This window comes from Shewanella woodyi ATCC 51908 (assembly GCF_000019525.1).
GTDB classification, from domain to species: domain Bacteria; phylum Pseudomonadota; class Gammaproteobacteria; order Enterobacterales; family Shewanellaceae; genus Shewanella; species Shewanella woodyi.
In genome coordinates this window covers 4,707,939-4,725,547 of record NC_010506.1, presented here as the reverse complement: position 1 = coordinate 4,725,547, position 17,609 = coordinate 4,707,939, and the positions used below count along the sequence as shown (strand labels likewise).

General features: G+C 43.7%; 15 protein-coding genes. 5 read left to right on the top strand and 10 right to left on the bottom strand.

The window, feature by feature from the left end; all coding sequences use genetic code 11:
- The first annotated feature begins 215 nt into the window (after positions 1-215).
- The gene (locus SWOO_RS19915) at positions 216-2,372 is read left to right on the top strand and encodes a S46 family peptidase (protein ID WP_012326465.1); all 2,157 of its coding nucleotides are present in this window, start codon (positions 216-218) and stop codon (positions 2,370-2,372) included.
- A gap of 778 nt (positions 2,373-3,150) precedes the next feature.
- Here the strand turns inward: SWOO_RS19915 and SWOO_RS19910 are convergent.
- From SWOO_RS19910 to SWOO_RS19885, 6 genes are all read right to left on the bottom strand, one after another.
- Entirely contained in the window at positions 3,151-3,660 is a 510-nt protein-coding gene (locus tag SWOO_RS19910; RefSeq protein ID WP_012326464.1) for an SMI1/KNR4 family protein, read from the bottom strand.
- Between the two features lie 115 nt (positions 3,661-3,775).
- Positions 3,776-4,288, bottom strand: a complete 513-nt coding sequence (locus SWOO_RS19905) for a DUF7716 domain-containing protein (protein WP_012326463.1) — start codon at positions 4,286-4,288, stop codon at positions 3,776-3,778.
- A 96-nt stretch (positions 4,289-4,384) separates the two neighbouring features.
- Positions 4,385-4,714, bottom strand: coding sequence for a hypothetical protein (locus SWOO_RS19900; protein WP_041417804.1), 330 nt, complete (start codon positions 4,712-4,714; stop codon positions 4,385-4,387).
- 1,104 nt (positions 4,715-5,818) lie between these two features.
- Positions 5,819-6,535 carry a pseudouridine synthase gene (locus tag SWOO_RS19895; RefSeq protein ID WP_157582397.1) on the bottom strand — a complete coding sequence of 239 codons (717 nt, stop codon included), beginning with the start codon at positions 6,533-6,535 and terminating at the stop codon, positions 5,819-5,821.
- A gap of 124 nt (positions 6,536-6,659) precedes the next feature.
- The gene (locus SWOO_RS19890) at positions 6,660-7,346 is read right to left on the bottom strand and encodes a DUF998 domain-containing protein (RefSeq protein ID WP_041418298.1); all 687 of its coding nucleotides are present in this window, start codon (positions 7,344-7,346) and stop codon (positions 6,660-6,662) included.
- Between the two features lie 270 nt (positions 7,347-7,616).
- Complete coding sequence (locus SWOO_RS19885) at positions 7,617-8,981, bottom strand: Na+/H+ antiporter NhaC family protein (protein ID WP_012326459.1); 1,365 nt, start codon at positions 8,979-8,981, stop codon at positions 7,617-7,619.
- Between the two features lie 295 nt (positions 8,982-9,276).
- Between SWOO_RS19885 and SWOO_RS19880 the strand changes: the two genes are divergently transcribed.
- On the top strand, positions 9,277-9,813 hold the full coding sequence (locus SWOO_RS19880; protein WP_012326458.1) for a DUF3087 domain-containing protein: 537 nt from the start codon (positions 9,277-9,279) through the stop codon (positions 9,811-9,813).
- 29 nt (positions 9,814-9,842) lie between these two features.
- Positions 9,843-9,965, top strand: coding sequence for a hypothetical protein (locus SWOO_RS26405; RefSeq protein ID WP_012326457.1), 123 nt, complete (start codon positions 9,843-9,845; stop codon positions 9,963-9,965).
- A gap of 50 nt (positions 9,966-10,015) precedes the next feature.
- Here the strand turns inward: SWOO_RS26405 and SWOO_RS19875 are convergent, their stop codons facing one another.
- The 3 genes from SWOO_RS19875 to SWOO_RS19865 all read right to left on the bottom strand — a co-directional run bounded on the left by SWOO_RS19875 (position 10,016) and on the right by SWOO_RS19865 (position 14,269).
- Positions 10,016-10,291 carry a ribbon-helix-helix domain-containing protein gene (locus SWOO_RS19875; RefSeq protein WP_012326456.1) on the bottom strand — a complete coding sequence of 92 codons (276 nt, stop codon included), beginning with the start codon at positions 10,289-10,291 and terminating at the stop codon, positions 10,016-10,018.
- Between the two features lie 146 nt (positions 10,292-10,437).
- On the bottom strand, positions 10,438-10,725 hold the full coding sequence (locus SWOO_RS19870; protein WP_012326455.1) for a putative quinol monooxygenase: 288 nt from the start codon (positions 10,723-10,725) through the stop codon (positions 10,438-10,440).
- Between the two features lie 502 nt (positions 10,726-11,227).
- Entirely contained in the window at positions 11,228-14,269 is a 3,042-nt protein-coding gene (locus SWOO_RS19865) for a DUF2339 domain-containing protein (RefSeq protein ID WP_012326454.1), read from the bottom strand.
- A 148-nt stretch (positions 14,270-14,417) separates the two neighbouring features.
- Between SWOO_RS19865 and SWOO_RS19860 the strand changes: the two genes are divergently transcribed.
- The gene (locus SWOO_RS19860; RefSeq protein WP_012326453.1) at positions 14,418-15,050 is read left to right on the top strand and encodes a LysE family translocator; all 633 of its coding nucleotides are present in this window, start codon (positions 14,418-14,420) and stop codon (positions 15,048-15,050) included.
- Between the two features lie 25 nt (positions 15,051-15,075).
- Here the strand turns inward: SWOO_RS19860 and SWOO_RS19855 are convergent, their stop codons facing one another.
- On the bottom strand, positions 15,076-15,996 hold the full coding sequence (locus SWOO_RS19855) for a LysR family transcriptional regulator (protein ID WP_012326452.1): 921 nt from the start codon (positions 15,994-15,996) through the stop codon (positions 15,076-15,078).
- Between the two features lie 145 nt (positions 15,997-16,141).
- On the opposite strand from SWOO_RS19855, the gene SWOO_RS19850 reads away from it, so the two are divergent.
- Positions 16,142-17,599, top strand: coding sequence for an NAD-dependent succinate-semialdehyde dehydrogenase (locus SWOO_RS19850; protein ID WP_012326451.1), 1,458 nt, complete (start codon positions 16,142-16,144; stop codon positions 17,597-17,599).
- The last annotated feature ends 10 nt before the right edge of the window (positions 17,600-17,609 follow it).

Below are 17,609 nucleotides of genomic sequence, written 5' to 3'. Positions count from 1 at the left end.
TTTTATTTCGCTTTGTAAGGGATTAAGTCAAAGGGGTTGTAACCCACTTTGCCTATGATAAAGTCGAGCTCGAATATGCAAATATCGAGCTCGACTTTTTTTATGCCTTTTATACCGATTGGTATTACAGCAAGATGCAGTACTTGAAAGTAGTTATTTTAAAAAGACTTAAGTAAGTTTTACCCCACTAATAATTAAAAAATGGATTTAACAAAATGAAGAAATGGCTTCTCACCGTCGCTGTTGCTGCCTCATTTGGCGCACAGGCTGACGAAGGTATGTGGCAACCCTACCAGCTGCCAGCAATGGCTGACGAACTTAAAGCGAAAGGGTTGGAGATAGATGCAAAGTCTATCTCTAAGTTAACTGAGTTCCCGATGAATGCGGTGATCAGCCTTGGTGGCTGTACAGCATCATTTGTCTCTCCTAAAGGCCTTGCTGTGACTAACCATCACTGTGCTTATGGCTCAATTCAATATAATTCAACGCCAGAAAAAAACCTGCTTAAAGATGGTTTTTTAGCTAAGTCCTATGGTGAAGAGTTACAGGCGACACCGGGTTCACGTATCTATGTGACCGAAGCGGTGACCAATGTGACTGACAAGGTTAAAAAGGGGTTAGATAGCAAGGTAGGTAATGATTACTACTTAGGTATCGAGCAGAAAGAGAAGGCGTTAGTAGCCGAGTGTGAAGCCGAAGATGGCTACCGCTGTAAGGTTTATAGTTTTCATGGTGGCCTTGAGTATTACCTAGTGAAGCAGTTAGAGATCCGCGATGTGCGTCTGGTGTATAACCCAGCGGCAAGCGTAGGTAAGTACGGCGGCGATATCGATAACTGGATGTGGCCACGTCACACGGGTGATTTCTCCTTCTACCGTGGTTACGTCTCTAAAGATGGCAAGCCTGCCGATTTTAGCAAAGACAATGTGCCCTATGAGCCTAAGAGTTTCCTTAAGGTTTCAGCCAAAGGCGTGAGCGACGGTGATTTTGTGATGGTGGCAGGTTACCCTGGCCGCACTAACCGTTACCGTACTGCCAATGAGGTGGAGAACACGTTTGAGTGGGCCTACCCTGAAGGCAAAATGCTTCGTGAGCGCTTTATTGAGATCATCAAAGAGACTGCGCCTGAGGGGAGCGACGAGCGCATTAAGTATGAGAGCTTAATTGCTGGCTTAGCTAACTATGCTAAGAACTTCACCTCTATGATTGAGTTCTACGGTAAGTCGACCATGCTCGATGACCGTAAAGGGCGTGAGACAGACCTAGCCACTTGGATCAAGCAAGATAAGAAGCGCCAACAGCAGTATGGTAAAACCTTAGCTGAGCTAGATAAGTTGATTGCCGAAGGGCAGGAAAATCAAGCTCGTGACACCATCTTAGGCTATATCCGTTACACCACTATGGTGCCAACAGCGCGTAAACTCTACCGTTTAGCCAATGAGAAGCAACTTGATGATATGGCTCGTGAGCCAGGTTATCAGGAGCGTGACATGATAAGCTTCAAATCGCGTATGGAGCGTATCGATCGTCGCTATGCCGCCAGTGTCGATAAAGCAGTTCTGTTAGATATGCTTAAGCGTTATGCGGTACTGCCAGCAAGCGAGCGTATTCCTGCACTTGATAAGGTGTTTGGCATCGGCAAGATGTTAGATGCTAAGCAGCTCTCTAAAACGTTAGATACCATGTACGCTAACACTCAGTTGGGTGACATGGAGACTCGCCTAGCGTGGATGGATAAGTCAGTAGCTGACTTTAAAGCATCAAATGATCCTTTCATTCAGTTTGCGGTTGCCATGTATGACACCGATATGAAAGCAGAGAAGAAAGAGAAAGAGTTAGCGGGTAAGTTGATGAAGGTGCGTCCTCAATATATGGATGCGATTATCGCCTTTAATACTGAGCAAGGTAAGCCTGTTTATGCCGATGCTAACTCAAGCCTTCGCGTCACCGTGGGTCATGTGAAAGGCTACTCACCTGAAGATGGTCTGCGCGCGCTACCTTTCACCCGTCTTGAAGGTATCTTAGCTAAAGACACTGGTGTTTCTCCATTTGATGCACCTGCTAAGCAGCTTGAGCTAATTAAACAGAAGCAGTATGGCGATTTCTACATGAAGTCTATCGATTCTGTGCCTGTTAACTTCCTGTCGACTCTAGATACCACAGGTGGTAACTCAGGCTCACCGACCCTAAACGGCCGCGCTGAACTGGTTGGCCTACTGTTCGATGGCGTCTATGAGAGCATTATCGGAGATTGGGGTTACGATCCTGAGACTAATCGCTCTATCCAAGTCGATAGCCGCTACATGCTTTGGGTAATGAAGTATCTGGACAATGCAGATAACTTGTTAGCCGAAATGGAGATCGTTCACTAGCCTTAGGTTAGAGTCGCGGGCTTCGAACCACGAGAAGTTAGTTTCGAGCTAGGAACTGCTAGCGACGAGATACAAGTCTAGAAGGGCGCTTAAGTGAAAACTTAGCGCCTTTTTTACTTTGCTTAAACCAATTCTAGATACTTGTCGGATAACAAGTTTCAAGTATCTTTTTAAGTTGGGTTCATTGGGCTAGTTTCGTACTTAGCTTATTTGCTGAGCACCAAAGCTTCATTGGTGTTGGTTGCTTGCAGCAGGCTTAAGTGTAAACACTTCAGTGACACGCTATGAATATGTCCCTATACGCTCTGCGACATCATCCTTGATGTCGAAGGTCACAGCCGTGTTCACACCAGTTGTTAATCTCTTCGAATTAAATTTACTTGTAACTCGATTTTGGACAAAAACTTGCTGACTTGCCAGATAGCAAGTTTCAAATATCTTTTTAAGCTGGGTTCATAGGGTAGGGTTTGTATTTGACTAGCTTGTTGGAAATCATAACTTCATTGTTATCTATAGCCTGCGGCTCGCTGAACGTGTAAACACTTCTGCGACACGCTATGAATATGTCCCTATACGCTCTGCGACATCATCCTTGATGTCGAAGGTCACAGCCGCGTTCACACCAGTTGTTTATCTCTTCGATTTGATATTTTTGGACAGAAATGCGTTAGAGCAATGGATTTAATTAACAGGTCATTGATTAGAAAAAGTATCTTAAGTTGTTTTAAGGGACTAATTCGCTCCGACTCCTTTATCCGCTTGTTAGGCGCTGCTGATATTACTGACATAATCTATCAATTATACCTTCGAAATCTGGGAATTCGGCTTTTGCTTTTTCGACTATCTGACTAGCTGTACTTTTACTTGAAGGGGCGTACTCAGTTGCGAAACGAATAAAATCTTGACTTTTAGGTCGCTCAAGATCTGGGTAAGCAACTGCTTCATATGGACCTATACCATTAGCAAATAACCAAACATAGTCACTAAAACTCTGGGCAACCACACCAACCTCACCTTCGGACCCGAAGAATACTATAGGTTGCTCTAGCAAATCAGCATTCTTTCTTACACACCAGAATGCAACGTAACCACCCGTGCCATCTTGGCCATAGATCAGATATTCGTTACCGTCTAGAGTATCGTTTCCTGTCCATGCTTTAATCCAATCTGAAGTTTCTTCCTCGGAATAAAACTCATCGAATGGTTCAAAATCAATCCCTTCTCCATCAGCATAATCGATTTCAATTTCATGCAATTTTTTTAGTATTTCAGGAAAACTTCGATCCATGTTAAATCTCCAATTTTATCTATTCGCGCCCAATAAGCGCCTGCTAGCCTTTGAGGCCTTGTGCCGACCCAGCAGGCGCTTATTGGGTGGCTTTAATGCGATTGTTAGGCAGCGCTCAATCTGAAAATGGGCATGGTCTTTTGTGAATCATTTCGAAGTGATGAACTCTACATAGAACACTATATTTAACTGCCCCACGAGAACAATCTTCTCTTTTGCAGGGCGTATTAGGTCTTTCTTCGCCCAAGCTATCATAGAAATCTCGATCAAGCTTATTTCGATGCCCCTCTGGTGGTAATGGCTTAAACCCTGAATAAGGTAAGAAGGCATCGTATTCTACATAGTAGACAAATGACTCTAGAAGTAATTCCTCACTAAAATCGTCATCAAGATTTTCAGCACAGGCCGCAACACTCTCAATGGTGGCGGAATCAATAGTGGGTATTAGCCTCCTTTCTTTGGCAAATATAGGTTCATCTTCCTCATCCACTTCATGCTGCTCAAGAGAGTCGGCATCGATAATTATTCCAAGCGTATTTACTGTCCAATCGGAATTTTCAGGAAGATATAGCCAGCCTTCTTCAAGCCCGACTCTAGCTCGATTTAATATATTGATTAAAGGTTCCATGCTTCCCTGTATGCCTAACGCCCTGCTAATAAGTGAACCATGTGCTAGCAGGCGATTTGCTCAGCAAATGGCATGACAGCCTTGGTGAATCTGAATTCAGCAGCTTGTTATGAAAGTTTTCAAACTGGGCGAGCATTGATCACAGTACACATAGACAGTGCCAAAATCGCCCAATATTACAAAACCTTCTTCAAATTTATTTACTTCTTCTAACTCACCCAAAGTCGTCACATCAGTTTCAGAGTTCCAAACCAATCCAATCCTTAATTCAGAAAAGTCGATCTTAATGGCTGAACCGTCCGAGTTGTAAAATCGAACATTAATTGAGTCAAAATCGCAAGAAGAAACACGAACAACGAATTTCAGATATTGCCTATCTTGTGGAGCTTCGATGTTGATTACATCACCGCCAATGACTCTGTCCATATTAGCTCTCATAACATTTGTATACACGCCTTGCGCGTTTATCAAGTTAGACCAGTTAAAGTGTATGTGCTTAATCGTCTGATTTATAATTATTTACAACGATTAGCCTAAACACACCTTCTGGAAAAACGAGAATGCACACTTTGTTTGCCTCGTATCTCCTGCAAACCGAGCAAGCGCGTTTTTAGTTACTTGAATTTACATCTATTTCCACTCAATAACAAACCGTGAACTGATTGCACAAAATTTAGAGATTTACCGCACAAAACCGATACTACTGTATATAAGTGCAAACACTGATGAACTTAGAGGTTTTCGCTAAATGGAACCCATACCTTTCCGACTGATGAGAAAAGTATTACAAAGAGGTCAGTGCTACATAGTACAAATCAAAAGATAGCAATCAAAAGATAGGACAGGCATAACTTATAGACGATGCAAAAGCCTTTCTATAGCCAAAGTTTTACGTATTAGCGATTTACCCAGATAAGCCAAATGGAAGAGATACTCTTGCTTTTAGAACAGTAGGTGTAGGTGCGGCTACGAGTTTTGGCAGCATGGCCAGAAATGTTCCCTACATTTTCCGGCATTTCCCACATCCTTGTGGGTCAGAAGCTGCCGTAAAGCCCACAGGGCAGAAAATGTTCCAGACATTTTTCTGCATTTCCTACTATCCGTGTAGGTCAGACGTGCTAGTGGCGTCTCGTAGAAGTATCTGCACATAAGCACGCTGCCAGCGATAGATAACTATGAAGATACGACCTTCAATAACTCAGCCCAATACCAAAGCAGTCAAATAAACCAGCTCAGAAAATGTATTCAGCCTTCATTCGAAGACTAGACAACTTTGGGGCAAAAATCAGTTTCAAATCCCAACCAAGTAACGACAAATCGAAGAGATAAATGATCAGGTGTAAGTGAGATCGAGGACTTCGATTTCAAGGATGAAATCGCAGAGCGCCCAAGGATGGGTTTACAGCGTACCGAGAGATTACTTACACATAAGCACGCTGCAAGCGATAGATAACAATGAAGGTACAACCTTCAAACACAACACCAATTATCAAACCAGCCAGAAGCTAAATAAGAAAATGTATTCAGCCTTCATTCCAAGGCTGATTTAAGATTGATGAGTTCTGAAGATGTCAGTTGCCTCATCTCTCCCTCCTTGAGATCGCCAAGGGCTAAACTTTGGATCTTAACCCGCTTAAGATCGATAACCTTAAATCCTAATGCTTGTGACATACGGCGGATCTGCCGGTTTAGCCCTTGTGTCAGGGTTATCTCAAATTGGTCTTTGGCTAACCGTGTTAGTGTGCAGGGTAGAGTGGTGACATCTCGGTAGCTGACCCCTTGAGCCATTGCTTGGAGGAAGTTATCGTCAAAATCTCTGTCGACCCTGACATGGTAAATTTTGCTGTGGCCAAAATCTGGATGCATCAGAGTTTGAGTCAGTTCGCCATCATTGGTCAGCAGCAGAAGGCCGCGGGAATCTTTGTCTAAACGGCCTACGGGGTAGAGCCTTGGTGTTGCAGGCAGCAGATGCAATAGACTGCTAGAATCATCAATTAACAGACGAGAGTCGGTGCCTACCGCCTTGTGAAATGCCCAATACTCTTTCTCTTCTACTGCAGAGATAGGTGCGCCATCGAAGGTTAACTGTTCGCTACTCTCTATCCCCTGGGGCGTTTCAATTAGCGTCACTGTGTCGATATGGTTTGCTATGCGCCCCTCTATGGTGATTAAGCCGTCGCGTATATAGCGAGTTGCGGCTCTACGGGAGCACAGTCCGGTTTGGGCTAAGTATTTTGCTAGACGCATTTGGGTGGGATTGTGTTCCATCTATGTCGATGTTATTAGAAAGCTTGCCACTAGTTTACCACTTTTTTCAATGAGCCTTACGTGCTTACTGCTTTATGTGCTTACAGCTATAAGTGTAACAAGGCTACATGTCAGGAGTGTAGTTCTCATTAGAGAGCTTTCGGACCGTAAATGCTAAGACAACGCACCAGATCATGGTGATACTGGTCTGAAACCACATGTTTAGTGAAACCCAACAAAACTCGCCTTGGTCGTGTAGGCAGGGGATAAAGTCTAAGGTCTGCCAATCTAGCTGATAGATGAGTCCAGTTGCACTAATAAGTCCGAATACGCTGATGAGAAACAGGGGCGTTGAGCATAGTCCCTTGTGATTGAAACGCAGGCTGATGGTGAGCAGATACAGTACAAAGGTGCCCATAAGAAAGCTGGTAGAGACGAGGCGATGTTCATCGAGGTAGTTAATTGGAAACACACCGATAAGTATTATCGACATACCAACCCAGAAGCCTGCGATAGCGATGTAGTGACTGTAGTAGCCAAGTTTGAGCCGAAATAGGCCATACATGGAGAGCAAGATACAGGAGCCGGCGATGACCAGTGAGAGGTTGTAGATATAGGCGAGAGGAGAGTGGATATAATCGCCTAAATAATCAGCTCGTCTGAAAAATACCTCAGTGCCGATATGCTGATACTCCGCCCACACTGAGATTGAGATCCCGATGGCGGAGGTAAAAGCGCCAGCTAAAATCATCAAGACAACGAGTCTGTGAAGATCATAACGGGGCGAATGAGTATCGAGTTCTTGAGCCATCGAGTTCACTTTGTTAGGGATTAAAAAGCGTGCAGTAACTGCACCTTTATTTATTGAGGTTGTTGCCTCCAATGAGATATCCCTATCACTGTGATGCACCAAGATGCCCTAAATACTTTAGTACTACAATAGGACGATAGTGGTATCGAGCACAAAGTAATAGTAGTCGCTGAGGAGAAAAGCGTTAGAAATAAAAAAGGAGGGCTATTGTTCGCCCTCCTTTATAGTACTTATGACTTACTTATTTTTTATATGCTACTTCGATAACGATTAAGCGACTCGTTTACGTAAAATCACAATAGAAACAGCGACTACAGCTAAGATCATGCAGTACCAAGCGTGGGTGACCGCTTCTATCGGCGAGATACTGAAAACTGAAGCGATAAGTAGAGCCTGAGCACCGTAGGGGATAAGTCCCTGTATGATACAGGAGAAGATATCTAAGATGCTGGCAGCACGTTTAGGTGTGACCTGATGCTTCAGAGCCAACTCTTTTGCAATATCACCAGTAACGACAATAGAGACTGTGTTGTTAGCCACACAGGTGTTTGTTAGTGCCACTATGCCCGCCATGCCGAGTTCTGATGCGCGAGTCGATGCGCCGCCCTTAGCTTTAGAGAACTTAGCGATAAGCTTCTCTATCTGCTTGCTAACGAAGGCCAATCCACCTTGCTGCTGCATCAGTGCTGCCAGTCCTCCCACTAACATAGAGAGGATAAAGATCTCCTGCATATTACCAAAGCCCGCATAGATATCTTGGCCAAACTGGATCACGCCGTAATCCATGGTCAAAAGCCCAGTGATACCCGCCAGTAAGATCCCGATAGTCAGTACGACAAATACGTTTAAGCCTGAAACTGCTAGCAGCAAAATGGTTAGGTAGGGGATCACTTTGATAAAATCGATCTCTTGAGCGGCAACGTCAGCTTGCCCCTGTCCCGCTAAGGTAAAGAGAACGAGTGTGATGATAGAGGCTGGAATCGCGAAGATGAGGTTCTCTTTGAACTTATCTTTCATCTCACAGCCTTGAGTACGCGTTGCTGCAATTGTGGTATCTGAAATGATAGAGAGGTTATCACCAAATAGCGCTCCGGATATAACAGCACCAGCCATCAGAGCTAGCTCTATCTGGGCTTCATTAGCGATACCCAGCGCAATAGGAGCGACAGCGGCTATGGTACCCATTGAGGTTCCCATGGCGGTGGCAATAAATGCTGCGATGACAAAGAAGCCTGGAAGTAGCAGGTTAGATGGCACTAATGAGAGACCCAGTGCCACAGTGGCATCCACACCACCAGTCGCCTTAGCGACAGCAGCAAAAGCACCAGCTAACAGATAGATAAGACACATTGCGATGATGTTCGCATGACCTATTCCAGCGATAAAGGTCTCTATGCTCTGGTTTAACTTCTGCTTAGAGATGATAAGGGCAAAGATGATCGCAGGTAAGATGGCGACCACACTTGGCAGTTGGTAGAAGGCAAAGTCTACGCCTTGGCTCTGAAAGTAGAGGCCTGCACCGATAAATAGAGCTAAAAATAGGAATAGTGGAACCAAAGCCAAAAAGGAGGCCGTGGGCGCCGTATTTTGGGGGCTCACGTCATGGCTTGGTGAAGTTTGTTTTGAAGTCGTCAATGTGTTCTCTCTTTCTCAGTTTATTTTATACCTAAGCGATTTAGGTATATATCGAACCATAAGTTTCCATTGCCTCCTAGCTGGAACACGCTGCGATATTTCTCTAAAACAAGCAGTATGGTACATCTCACAGAGAGGATATGAGATTTGTTATGTCCTGTCAATTTAGACGTCTAGATGTTTTTACTTCTATTTGGTTTTTTTCTTAATTTGTTAATCCTCTCGAGATTGAGGCAAGTTGTTAGGTTATGATACGGCTCATTATTAATGAGCAGATTTAAAGAGATGCTATACAGTGAAGCTAATTGATATCGATAAGAGCAGATACAGGAAGAACCTCAACCTAGTGAGTATTGCTCTAGTGGCTGGGTTAACGATTTTATCTCTAGTGTTTGGTGCGCTCTTGATCGCTGCATTTGGGACTCAAGCCAGTGAAAATATCGCCTCTGGAGAGTCAACTGGAAACTTTCACCTTAACCTTTTGGGAGTGATCTTTGCGGTTGTGGTCTGTTTGAGTGTGATGATCCGAGTAAAAGATAGCGCTTTTATGCATGAGGTCTATTATGTGTGGCGACTCAAAGCGCTGCATAACCGTATCTATCGTCGACTGAAATCGATTAAAGCGGCCGCTAACAATCACGAGGTGAATGCGTTAGTTATCCTGAGTTTCTACTATGCAGGTTTAAAACAGGTCTATTTTTTGGACAACAATACCTTGACGATGAGCAAGGTGGAGAAGGATATCTCTGAACTTGAGCGACGTATCTGTGAGTCTAAGCAGACGGTGTCCTTAGATCAGTTTGATGAGAAGATGCTCGAGGCCTTTAACTAAAAGTAGGTCTATTTCTTGGATATCAACCAATGACCTTGACGATGAGCAAGGTGGAGAAGGATATCTCTGAGTTAGAGGAGATGATTACCGAACATAAGCTGACAGTATCGCCAGATGCGTTTAAGCCTGAGATGCTAGAGGGATTTAATTAAAAATACTGTTAAGCATGGAGGATAAAGTGGGGAGCGGTTTAGCTCAGTCGTCATTTTTCCTCGCTCTTATCGGAGAGGATATGTTGAACACAGGCAGATCTAAGCAGTGAAGTAAAATTCTTCACGTCTCCATGGTGGTCAAGCGCTTCAATATAGAGGCTAGCAATGAACTGATTCCGCTTCATTCCTTGGCTTTCAGCTATCTGATCTAAAAGATCCCAGAAGAGCTTTTCCAGAGAGATGCTCGTCACGTGACCCTGAATTCGAATCGATTTCTGAATGGGCAAATAGTGACTCGTCGGGTTGTCGAAAAACAGATTACTCATAACTTTGATTTTTATACCTGAATAGGTTTAACGGTTATAATTCCAAGATGTTATCTTTTAGTTGTGTCTAATCTTTTTGGAATTAGCGTAATGTAACTAGCCTATTAGTACTTCATCAGAACAAGTCTTTACTTTTATGCAAAGAGTTATAGGTGCTTAGACAGCATGATTATTTCGGGCTTTTGGGTGATGAGCCCAGGAACCTCCTTCATCATAATTTTATAGTGTCTGGTGTTCTTATGTTTTTCGTATGCTGAAATATCGACAAATGCTTTTATAAAAACGAAATGTCCCTTTTCTTTACTCTCTTCGTGGAGTTCATATCTAACACAACCTAGCTCGCTTCTTGTCGGTAGAACAACGCTTTTTAAAAGTTCTAAAAGCGCCTCTTCTTTACCGCTCTGGGCTTTAAAGCGAGCCAATAAATAGATCATATGTTCGCCCATCATTACAACTTACTTTCTATGTCGAAAAGGGATAATGTAAGGCACTTAATGATTAACATGGTAGCAAGGGGGTACTACATTTGAATTTATTAGCATAAAATACTCCTTGCTTTACAGTTCCTTGGGCGAACTTATGCTTAGCTTTGATCATTAATCAGCTAATAATGTGCATATAGATTCTCGCCATTTATCGTCCTGTGATATTCACTCTTCTTCGAAAAAATCATCCTCTTCTACTTTTTAACTAATGGCTTTTTTGATCATTAGTTATGTTATCGGTCAAAGTTGAATTAGCTTTACTTCTTATTTTAATGACAGGTTTTAACTGGTAAAACTTTCAAGCTGAATTAGGCAAACTGAAATGAGTTAAATATGAAGAATGATACGCTAGTAAGTTTGTTGAGGAGTCCGTGCGGGCATCAAAAGATTAATCGAGCCGATAAGCTACTGCATAAAACGGAAGCTAAGGTTTGCCTTGGCTTCCTTAAGTTTAGTTTTGTTGGTTTCTGGCCCTTTGATAGAAATAGGAAACAGAAAGCAATATGGCTCCGATGATCATAAAGGCGACCACTTTTTGAATTATTTCGAAGTTGGCCATATCGACAAAGATGACTTTAAAACATGCCAAAGCAAATAAAAGACCTGCTAGTTTTATTATCTGTGCCTGTTTAGGATTAAGGCTAATAAACATCAATGCACAGCCATGAATCACGAGTAAAATAGCACTAATAGGGGCAGCAAATTCATGGGGAAGTTGGTAGCTCCACATCATGTAATTTATCCCTAATAGCAGATGCCATCCCCAGTGTAAAATGACTAAAGGAAGCTGTGCTTTATGGGCTCTTATGACTGATCCATTGTTTAAAACAAGCCAAGCTAATACCCCCAGAGTTGTTGCTTCAGAGAGGCAAAATAGCAAGTTTTCAACACCGGAAGCGATGTAGGTTTCTTTATGGATAAGCAGAGGAGCGATGGCGAAAACCAAGGTTAAACCATACGCGACACTCACGCCGGGCTTCAATACGGCTGGGATCGGTTTTAAACTGATAAGCCAAGCAAAGTACCCAGACAATACTGCTGCCACGACTCCCCAATGGCTTAGCCAGATACCGACAAGGCTTTGAACTAATACAGCTGTTACCAACCCAAAATAGAAGGGACTTAACTGCCACTGAAAAGTGAGTATACGCTGTGAAAGTCTGTCTAACTGCTGGTAGCGCACAAGCAGTAAGCTCATCATTATAGCGCCAATAGTTAACGCTATTAGCCCTTGCCATTCATGTTCGAGGCAGCTTAATGCAGTGCTTGAAATGGCGATAAGTGTAAGGATCTTAGCTTCAAATATTAAGGCTCTGTGTCTTATAACACGTGCGAGAATTAGACTGATAAAGCAGCTTAACCAGAGCGCTAAACTGATGTACTCTCCATACTCCCTGATGACTTTAGGAATAAAGAGTAAGGGTAAACAGATAAAACAAACAAGCTGAACCACTCCAGCAAATTGAACCAATTTGGAATCACTAAAGTGACGCTTGTACCAGTAGTAAGCCAAGATTAAGCTTGCAAACAGCTCAACTCTGGCAATCTGTGCATAGAGTGCTTGATGGCGAAAGCTGAAGCTGCCCGACTCAAGGATGCCGAAGCTAATCTGAAGAAGCAGAGGCACTAGAAGTAGCCAAGCGAATAACTCCGTGAATTTAAGCTTATCTCTTGCTGCTAAGTAGAGAAGAAGCAAACTGATCAAGGGGATAAAATTGAGTGAAAAATCATAGCTGGTTAATGCTGCAATAAAGAGCAAGGATGCTGTATAGCCGACACTGACAAGCTCTTTTACGAGTAATGAAATCTGTCTTTCATAGGGGAGTAAGTAAGGTTTCTTCTCGTCACCTTGGTACCTTTGTAAAAGTTGACCGATTGAGTAGATTGTAGCTGTTGTCAGCAGTAGCAAGATAAGTGTAAAGCCATAGATGTCGAAATTAGAAAAGCCAAACGGGCTTAGATCTATCGAGTTGAGTATGCCTGAAATATTAAGAAGTAGACCTAAGGCAAGTAACACATAGGCTTCAGCACGCACTGAAGTTAATCTCTCTTTTGCACCAAGCCAGAGTAGTAAAAGGCCCTCCAATAGAAGAACCAGTCCCAAGTATTCATGACTAACAAGGTTTAGTGCTGCAAAACCTGCAAAACTGCCAGCGAATACTAATGATATGTTTTTTATCTGTAAGCTGTTACGAAATATAAAAAACAAACCTATACATATTCCACTGTTTATTAGAAAAACCTCTCCATCAAACAGGGTTAGTTGACTACTAGCGACTAACACCAATGCGATCAGCGCAAATGGTAATGCTAGGATACGTGACGTTAATGGCGAGGTGTTAGGGTTATCGTCTGAGCGAGACTTAAGGAGCCAGTAGATTCCAGTAAAGCCATAAAGATAGAAAATGCCTGAGATAGAGATTATCCCTAGCGCGATCTCCCAGTCTAAATAGGGGAAGGCTTGCCCTAAGTAGAGCATAAAGACTTCGATACAGGCGATATGCAATAAGCTGGTGACCTCCATTAGAGGAGGCCAGTTTAACTTGCGACTTTGTATAAGTGCGCAGCCGCCAATAATAAGCAGATAAGGAAGATAAAGCAGGGGAGATTGGCTAGCTGTTATCAGCATCATGGGAGCGAGTGAGCCCCCGACTAAACTGATAACAGACACCACTTTAGTCTCCAGCCTCATCGAGATCCCAAAGCCAGCTAATGTGATTAAAAATAATAGGATAAAGCTGATACTTGTGGGAATAAGGCCAAAATAAGGCCCGATAAAGTAGGCGCTTAAGAAGTTGAGAATGAGTCCTAAGCCAACCAGACTCGAGGCGAAGTCCTGCATACCGGGGCGTTTTTTATGGATAAATGCACCGATAGCGATAAAAGCATTTGCCGAAGCAAAGCCAAATAGTGCTTTACCAAGTTCAGAAAACCAGTTGTTGATTGAGTATTGTAATAGGTAGCCAAAACCTAAGGTTAGGGTGATGATCCCAGCGACTGTCATCAGGAATACTGGCCCTTGCCCTCTACCCTGATAGTGTTGATAGAAAGATTTTATCTGGTTAAAAATTCCGGATAATGGGCCAAGTAGGCTGATTAAACTGTCACTAAGTTGGGCTGCCGACTGACTTAGCTGAGCGGCTAGTTCAGTGCTTGCACCTGATTTAGCTTTGCGGGTCTGATGTTGAGAGGGCGGTGTTAACTCTGTCTCACTCCAAGGGTCAATCGTCACCTGCTGATAAGCGTCAGCTTGTTTTGTTGGCGTTACTGTTTCAATAGCCCTTGTTGTCTGACTCGATTGTTCCTCCATGCTAACAGCTAAGTCGTTATCACTGGTATCGAGGGCTTGAGTATTGACCTTAAGTTGAAGGCTATCGAGTTTACTGCTCAATCGATCTAACTGGCTGGTTAGGCCTTGTTGCTGCTCTGTTTGCTCGCATCGTAGCTTATCTAACTCCGCCCTTAGCTCTAGTAGCTCATCCTTTAACTGCATTACCTAATTCCAAATCAATAGCTTGAATCCCTAAACCTAGTCTACTAGGCAAGTTTCTAAACTACTAGGGGGTATTTTCTTGTGTTTTTGATGGCTAATATGAGTCTAAGTAAAGATAATGGTTCTTTTATTAACAGGGAGAGTTGTCATGTTTGGAATTACAGACCTTTGGTTGTTTGTGATCTCAGGGATTGCGTTGAATATTATGCCAGGGCCTGATTCGCTCTATGTTATAGGCCGAAGTGGTGCTCAAGGATTTAGAGCTGGTTCAACAGCTTCATTTGGTATTGCTAGTGGAACGTTAGTGCATATTTTTGCAGCGGCATTTGGCTTGTCGGCCATATTAGCGACATCGGCAACTGCGTTTACTGTGATTAAGATTTTGGGTTGCTGTTATCTGGTCTATATGGGGCTTTCAATGATATTGAGCCGTAAAGACTCTGCTGAAGAGTCGGTGGTACATAGGCCTACATCACAGAAGAAAATATTCTCTCAGGGTTTTCTGACCAATGTCCTCAACCCTAAAGTGGCTCTGTTTTTTCTCGCATTTGTACCTCAGTTTATTGCTTATGATGCGCCCAATAAGGTGTTGTCTTTTCTTATCTTAGGGTTGATTTTCAACATAAATGGCATGATCTGGTGCCACCTACTTGCTTGGTCATCGGCATCGGTAGGGCGCAGAGTGAAGCAGAGTCGAAGAGTTAATCAGTTAATGAATCAGTGTGCTGGCGCCCTGTTTATCTGCTTTGGTATCAAGCTGGCATTGAGTGAACAAAACTAATTGCTTCACCTTCATGTTATGAGCTCTAACCAAACACTTTATGGAAAGCGGTTTTTAACAGCTCTACCTTGTGAGTCTCTCTTGGGTTTTTCTTAAATACCATGGAGAGGTTAAATTGGTAGCGCGCACTATCACTGTGGATTATCCGCATCTGCTTCGTTGTTAGCTCGTTTTGGATGTAGCTCTCGGGCAGATAACCTATGTAGCAGCCCGATAGAATTAAGGTTTTTCTAGTATCAAACTGGTATGCCTTGGCAGATAAGTTGAGTTTTTTAAGCTGCTCACGACCGTCGCTATCTATGTCGATACCGGGGTGAATAGAGGGGGATTGAGCTAACATCTCTGGGGTGATCTCACCGTCTTCCAACTCAAAGTAGGGGTGGTGCTCACTGCAACAGAGATAGATAGGCTCGCTGTAGATGGTGTGGTAATTAAGTCCTTCAATCTGGTGGTAACTGGGGAGGAGCCCAAGGTGTGCTTTATCCTGCAACAGTGCACGTTCAATATTATGAATGGAATCCCCATCTAATATCAGGTGCAGTTGAGGCTCTTTTTGATGCAAATAGCGGATCACTTCGGCCAGTTTTTTCTGCATGGTATTATCGAGTTGATCGGCGCAAAGTAGCGTTAACTCACCACTTAACTCCTCTCCTAAACTGCTCACCAACATGGAAAAGTCATTTAGTGAGTCAAATAGCTCAATACAGGCGTGATAAACCGCCTGGCCATCTTCGGTTAGTGCAAAGCCTCCACGTCCTCGGCTACAAAGTTTGAGTTTCATCCGGCTCTCAAGGTTGGACATATGCACGCTAATAGTGGAGCGAGTGACACCAAGCTCTGTTTCAGATGCAGCGAAGCCACCGTTCTCAACCACAGTACGAAAGATACGTAGTAGACGTAGATCGTACTCAGTGATCGCTTTAGGGATGATGGAGTGTTTTTTCAAAGTTTTACCTCAATAAAACTTAAGGTTTAATGTTTTGTATTTAACCTGAGATAGTTTTGCTATTCAATAGTGTTATTAATAGATTTTTTGTGTAGCCGTGACTCAGTTATTTAAGATTTTAGGAACACAGCGATTAGGAGTGAAGATGCAAGCAGTTAACGACACAGGATTAGTGAAGCTCAGTTCCTATATCGATGGGAGCTGGAGTGATGGTGAGCAGAAGTTTGATGTGACCAACCCTGCCAATGGTAAGGTGATTGCTCAGGTGCACAATGCTGGCGTGGATGAAACTGAGTTAGCGGTTATTGCGGCTAAACGAGCATTGCCAACTTGGTCGAAAAAGTCAGCTAATGAGCGCTCTGCTATTTTGAGAACCTGGTTTAATTTGATGATGGCAGCGCAAGATGATCTTGGTCGTATCTTAACGTTAGAACAGGGCAAGCCGCTTGCAGAAGCGAAAGGTGAGATAGCCTATGGCGCTGCATTTATCGAATGGTTTGCCGAAGAGGGCAAGCGAGTTTATGGCGATACTATTCCTGCGCCCTCGGGTGATAAGCGCATTGTTGTTATCAAGCAGCCTGTTGGTGTGGTCGCCTCTATTACGCCTTGGAACTTCCCCAATGCGATGATCGCCCGAAAAGCTGCGGCTGCGCTGGCAGCTGGCTGCACTTTTGTAGTTCGTCCCTCTCCTTCAACGCCGCTTTCGGCACTGGCAATGGCTGAGCTTGCTGAGCGTGCGGGTGTGCCTGCTGGCGTATTTAATGTGGTTGTAGGTGAAGACTCTGTTGGTATGGGCAAGGTGTTAACTCAACATCCTGATGTGGCTAAGTTTACCTTCACTGGTTCAACAGCTGTGGGCAAGATTTTGATGACGCAAACGGCGACAACGGTGAAGAAAGTCTCCATGGAGCTGGGTGGCAATGCGCCATTTATCGTGTTCGACGATGCCGATCTAGATGCCGCGGTTCAGGGAGCTTTGATCTCTAAGTACCGTAATGCGGGTCAAACCTGTGTTTGTACTAACCGAATTTTAGTGCAAAAAGGGGTGGCTAAAGCCTTTACCGACAAGTTTGTTACAGCGGTCGAAGCTCTTAAGATGGGAGATGGCTTGGAAGCTGGCGTAAATGTGGGCCCGATGATCTCATCTGAGGCCGTAGCGGGAGTGCAGGCATTGGTTGATAAAACAGTGGAGCAGGGTGGCGTCGTCATTAAAGGTGGCAAACAAAGCAGTGATGCTGGCAGCTTTTATGAGCCAACTATCGTGGCTAATGTGACCAATGATATGGCGCTGGCAAGCAATGAGATTTTTGGTCCTGTGACGCCGATTATTACCTTCGATACCGAAGCTGAGGCGATTGAGATAGCCAATGATACTGAATATGGGTTAGCGGCTTATTTTTATTCGCGAGATATTGGCCGAGTTTGGCGCGTGGGCGAAGGGCTCGAATATGGCATGGTGGGAGTGAATGAAGGAATCATCTCCAATGCTGCCGCTCCTTTTGGTGGTGTTAAACAGTCTGGTAATGGCCGTGAAGGCTCTAAATATGGTTTAGATGATTACCTAGAGATTAAGTATTTGTGCATGGGCGGCATCGACCGTTAATTCAGTCTGC

Bases quoted from the DNA above. Each gene is read 5' to 3' on its own strand.
- SWOO_RS19915 (WP_012326465.1), top strand. From the start codon at position 216: ATGAAGAAATGGCTTCTCACCGTCGCTGTTGCTGCCTCATTTGGCGCA.
- SWOO_RS19910 (WP_012326464.1), bottom strand. From the start codon at position 3,660: ATGGATCGAAGTTTTCCTGAAATACTAAAAAAATTGCATGAAATTGAA.
- SWOO_RS19905 (WP_012326463.1), bottom strand. From the start codon at position 4,288: ATGGAACCTTTAATCAATATATTAAATCGAGCTAGAGTCGGGCTTGAA.
- SWOO_RS19900 (WP_041417804.1), bottom strand. From the start codon at position 4,714: ATGGACAGAGTCATTGGCGGTGATGTAATCAACATCGAAGCTCCACAA.
- SWOO_RS19895 (WP_157582397.1), bottom strand. From the start codon at position 6,535: ATGCGTCTAGCAAAATACTTAGCCCAAACCGGACTGTGCTCCCGTAGA.
- SWOO_RS19890 (WP_041418298.1), bottom strand. From the start codon at position 7,346: ATGGCTCAAGAACTCGATACTCATTCGCCCCGTTATGATCTTCACAGA.
- SWOO_RS26405 (WP_012326457.1), top strand. From the start codon at position 9,843: ATGACCTTGACGATGAGCAAGGTGGAGAAGGATATCTCTGAGTTAGAG.
- SWOO_RS19875 (WP_012326456.1), bottom strand. From the start codon at position 10,291: ATGAGTAATCTGTTTTTCGACAACCCGACGAGTCACTATTTGCCCATT.
- SWOO_RS19870 (WP_012326455.1), bottom strand. From the start codon at position 10,725: ATGATCTATTTATTGGCTCGCTTTAAAGCCCAGAGCGGTAAAGAAGAG.
- SWOO_RS19865 (WP_012326454.1), bottom strand. From the start codon at position 14,269: ATGCAGTTAAAGGATGAGCTACTAGAGCTAAGGGCGGAGTTAGATAAG.
- SWOO_RS19860 (WP_012326453.1), top strand. From the start codon at position 14,418: ATGTTTGGAATTACAGACCTTTGGTTGTTTGTGATCTCAGGGATTGCG.
- SWOO_RS19850 (WP_012326451.1), top strand. From the start codon at position 16,142: ATGCAAGCAGTTAACGACACAGGATTAGTGAAGCTCAGTTCCTATATC.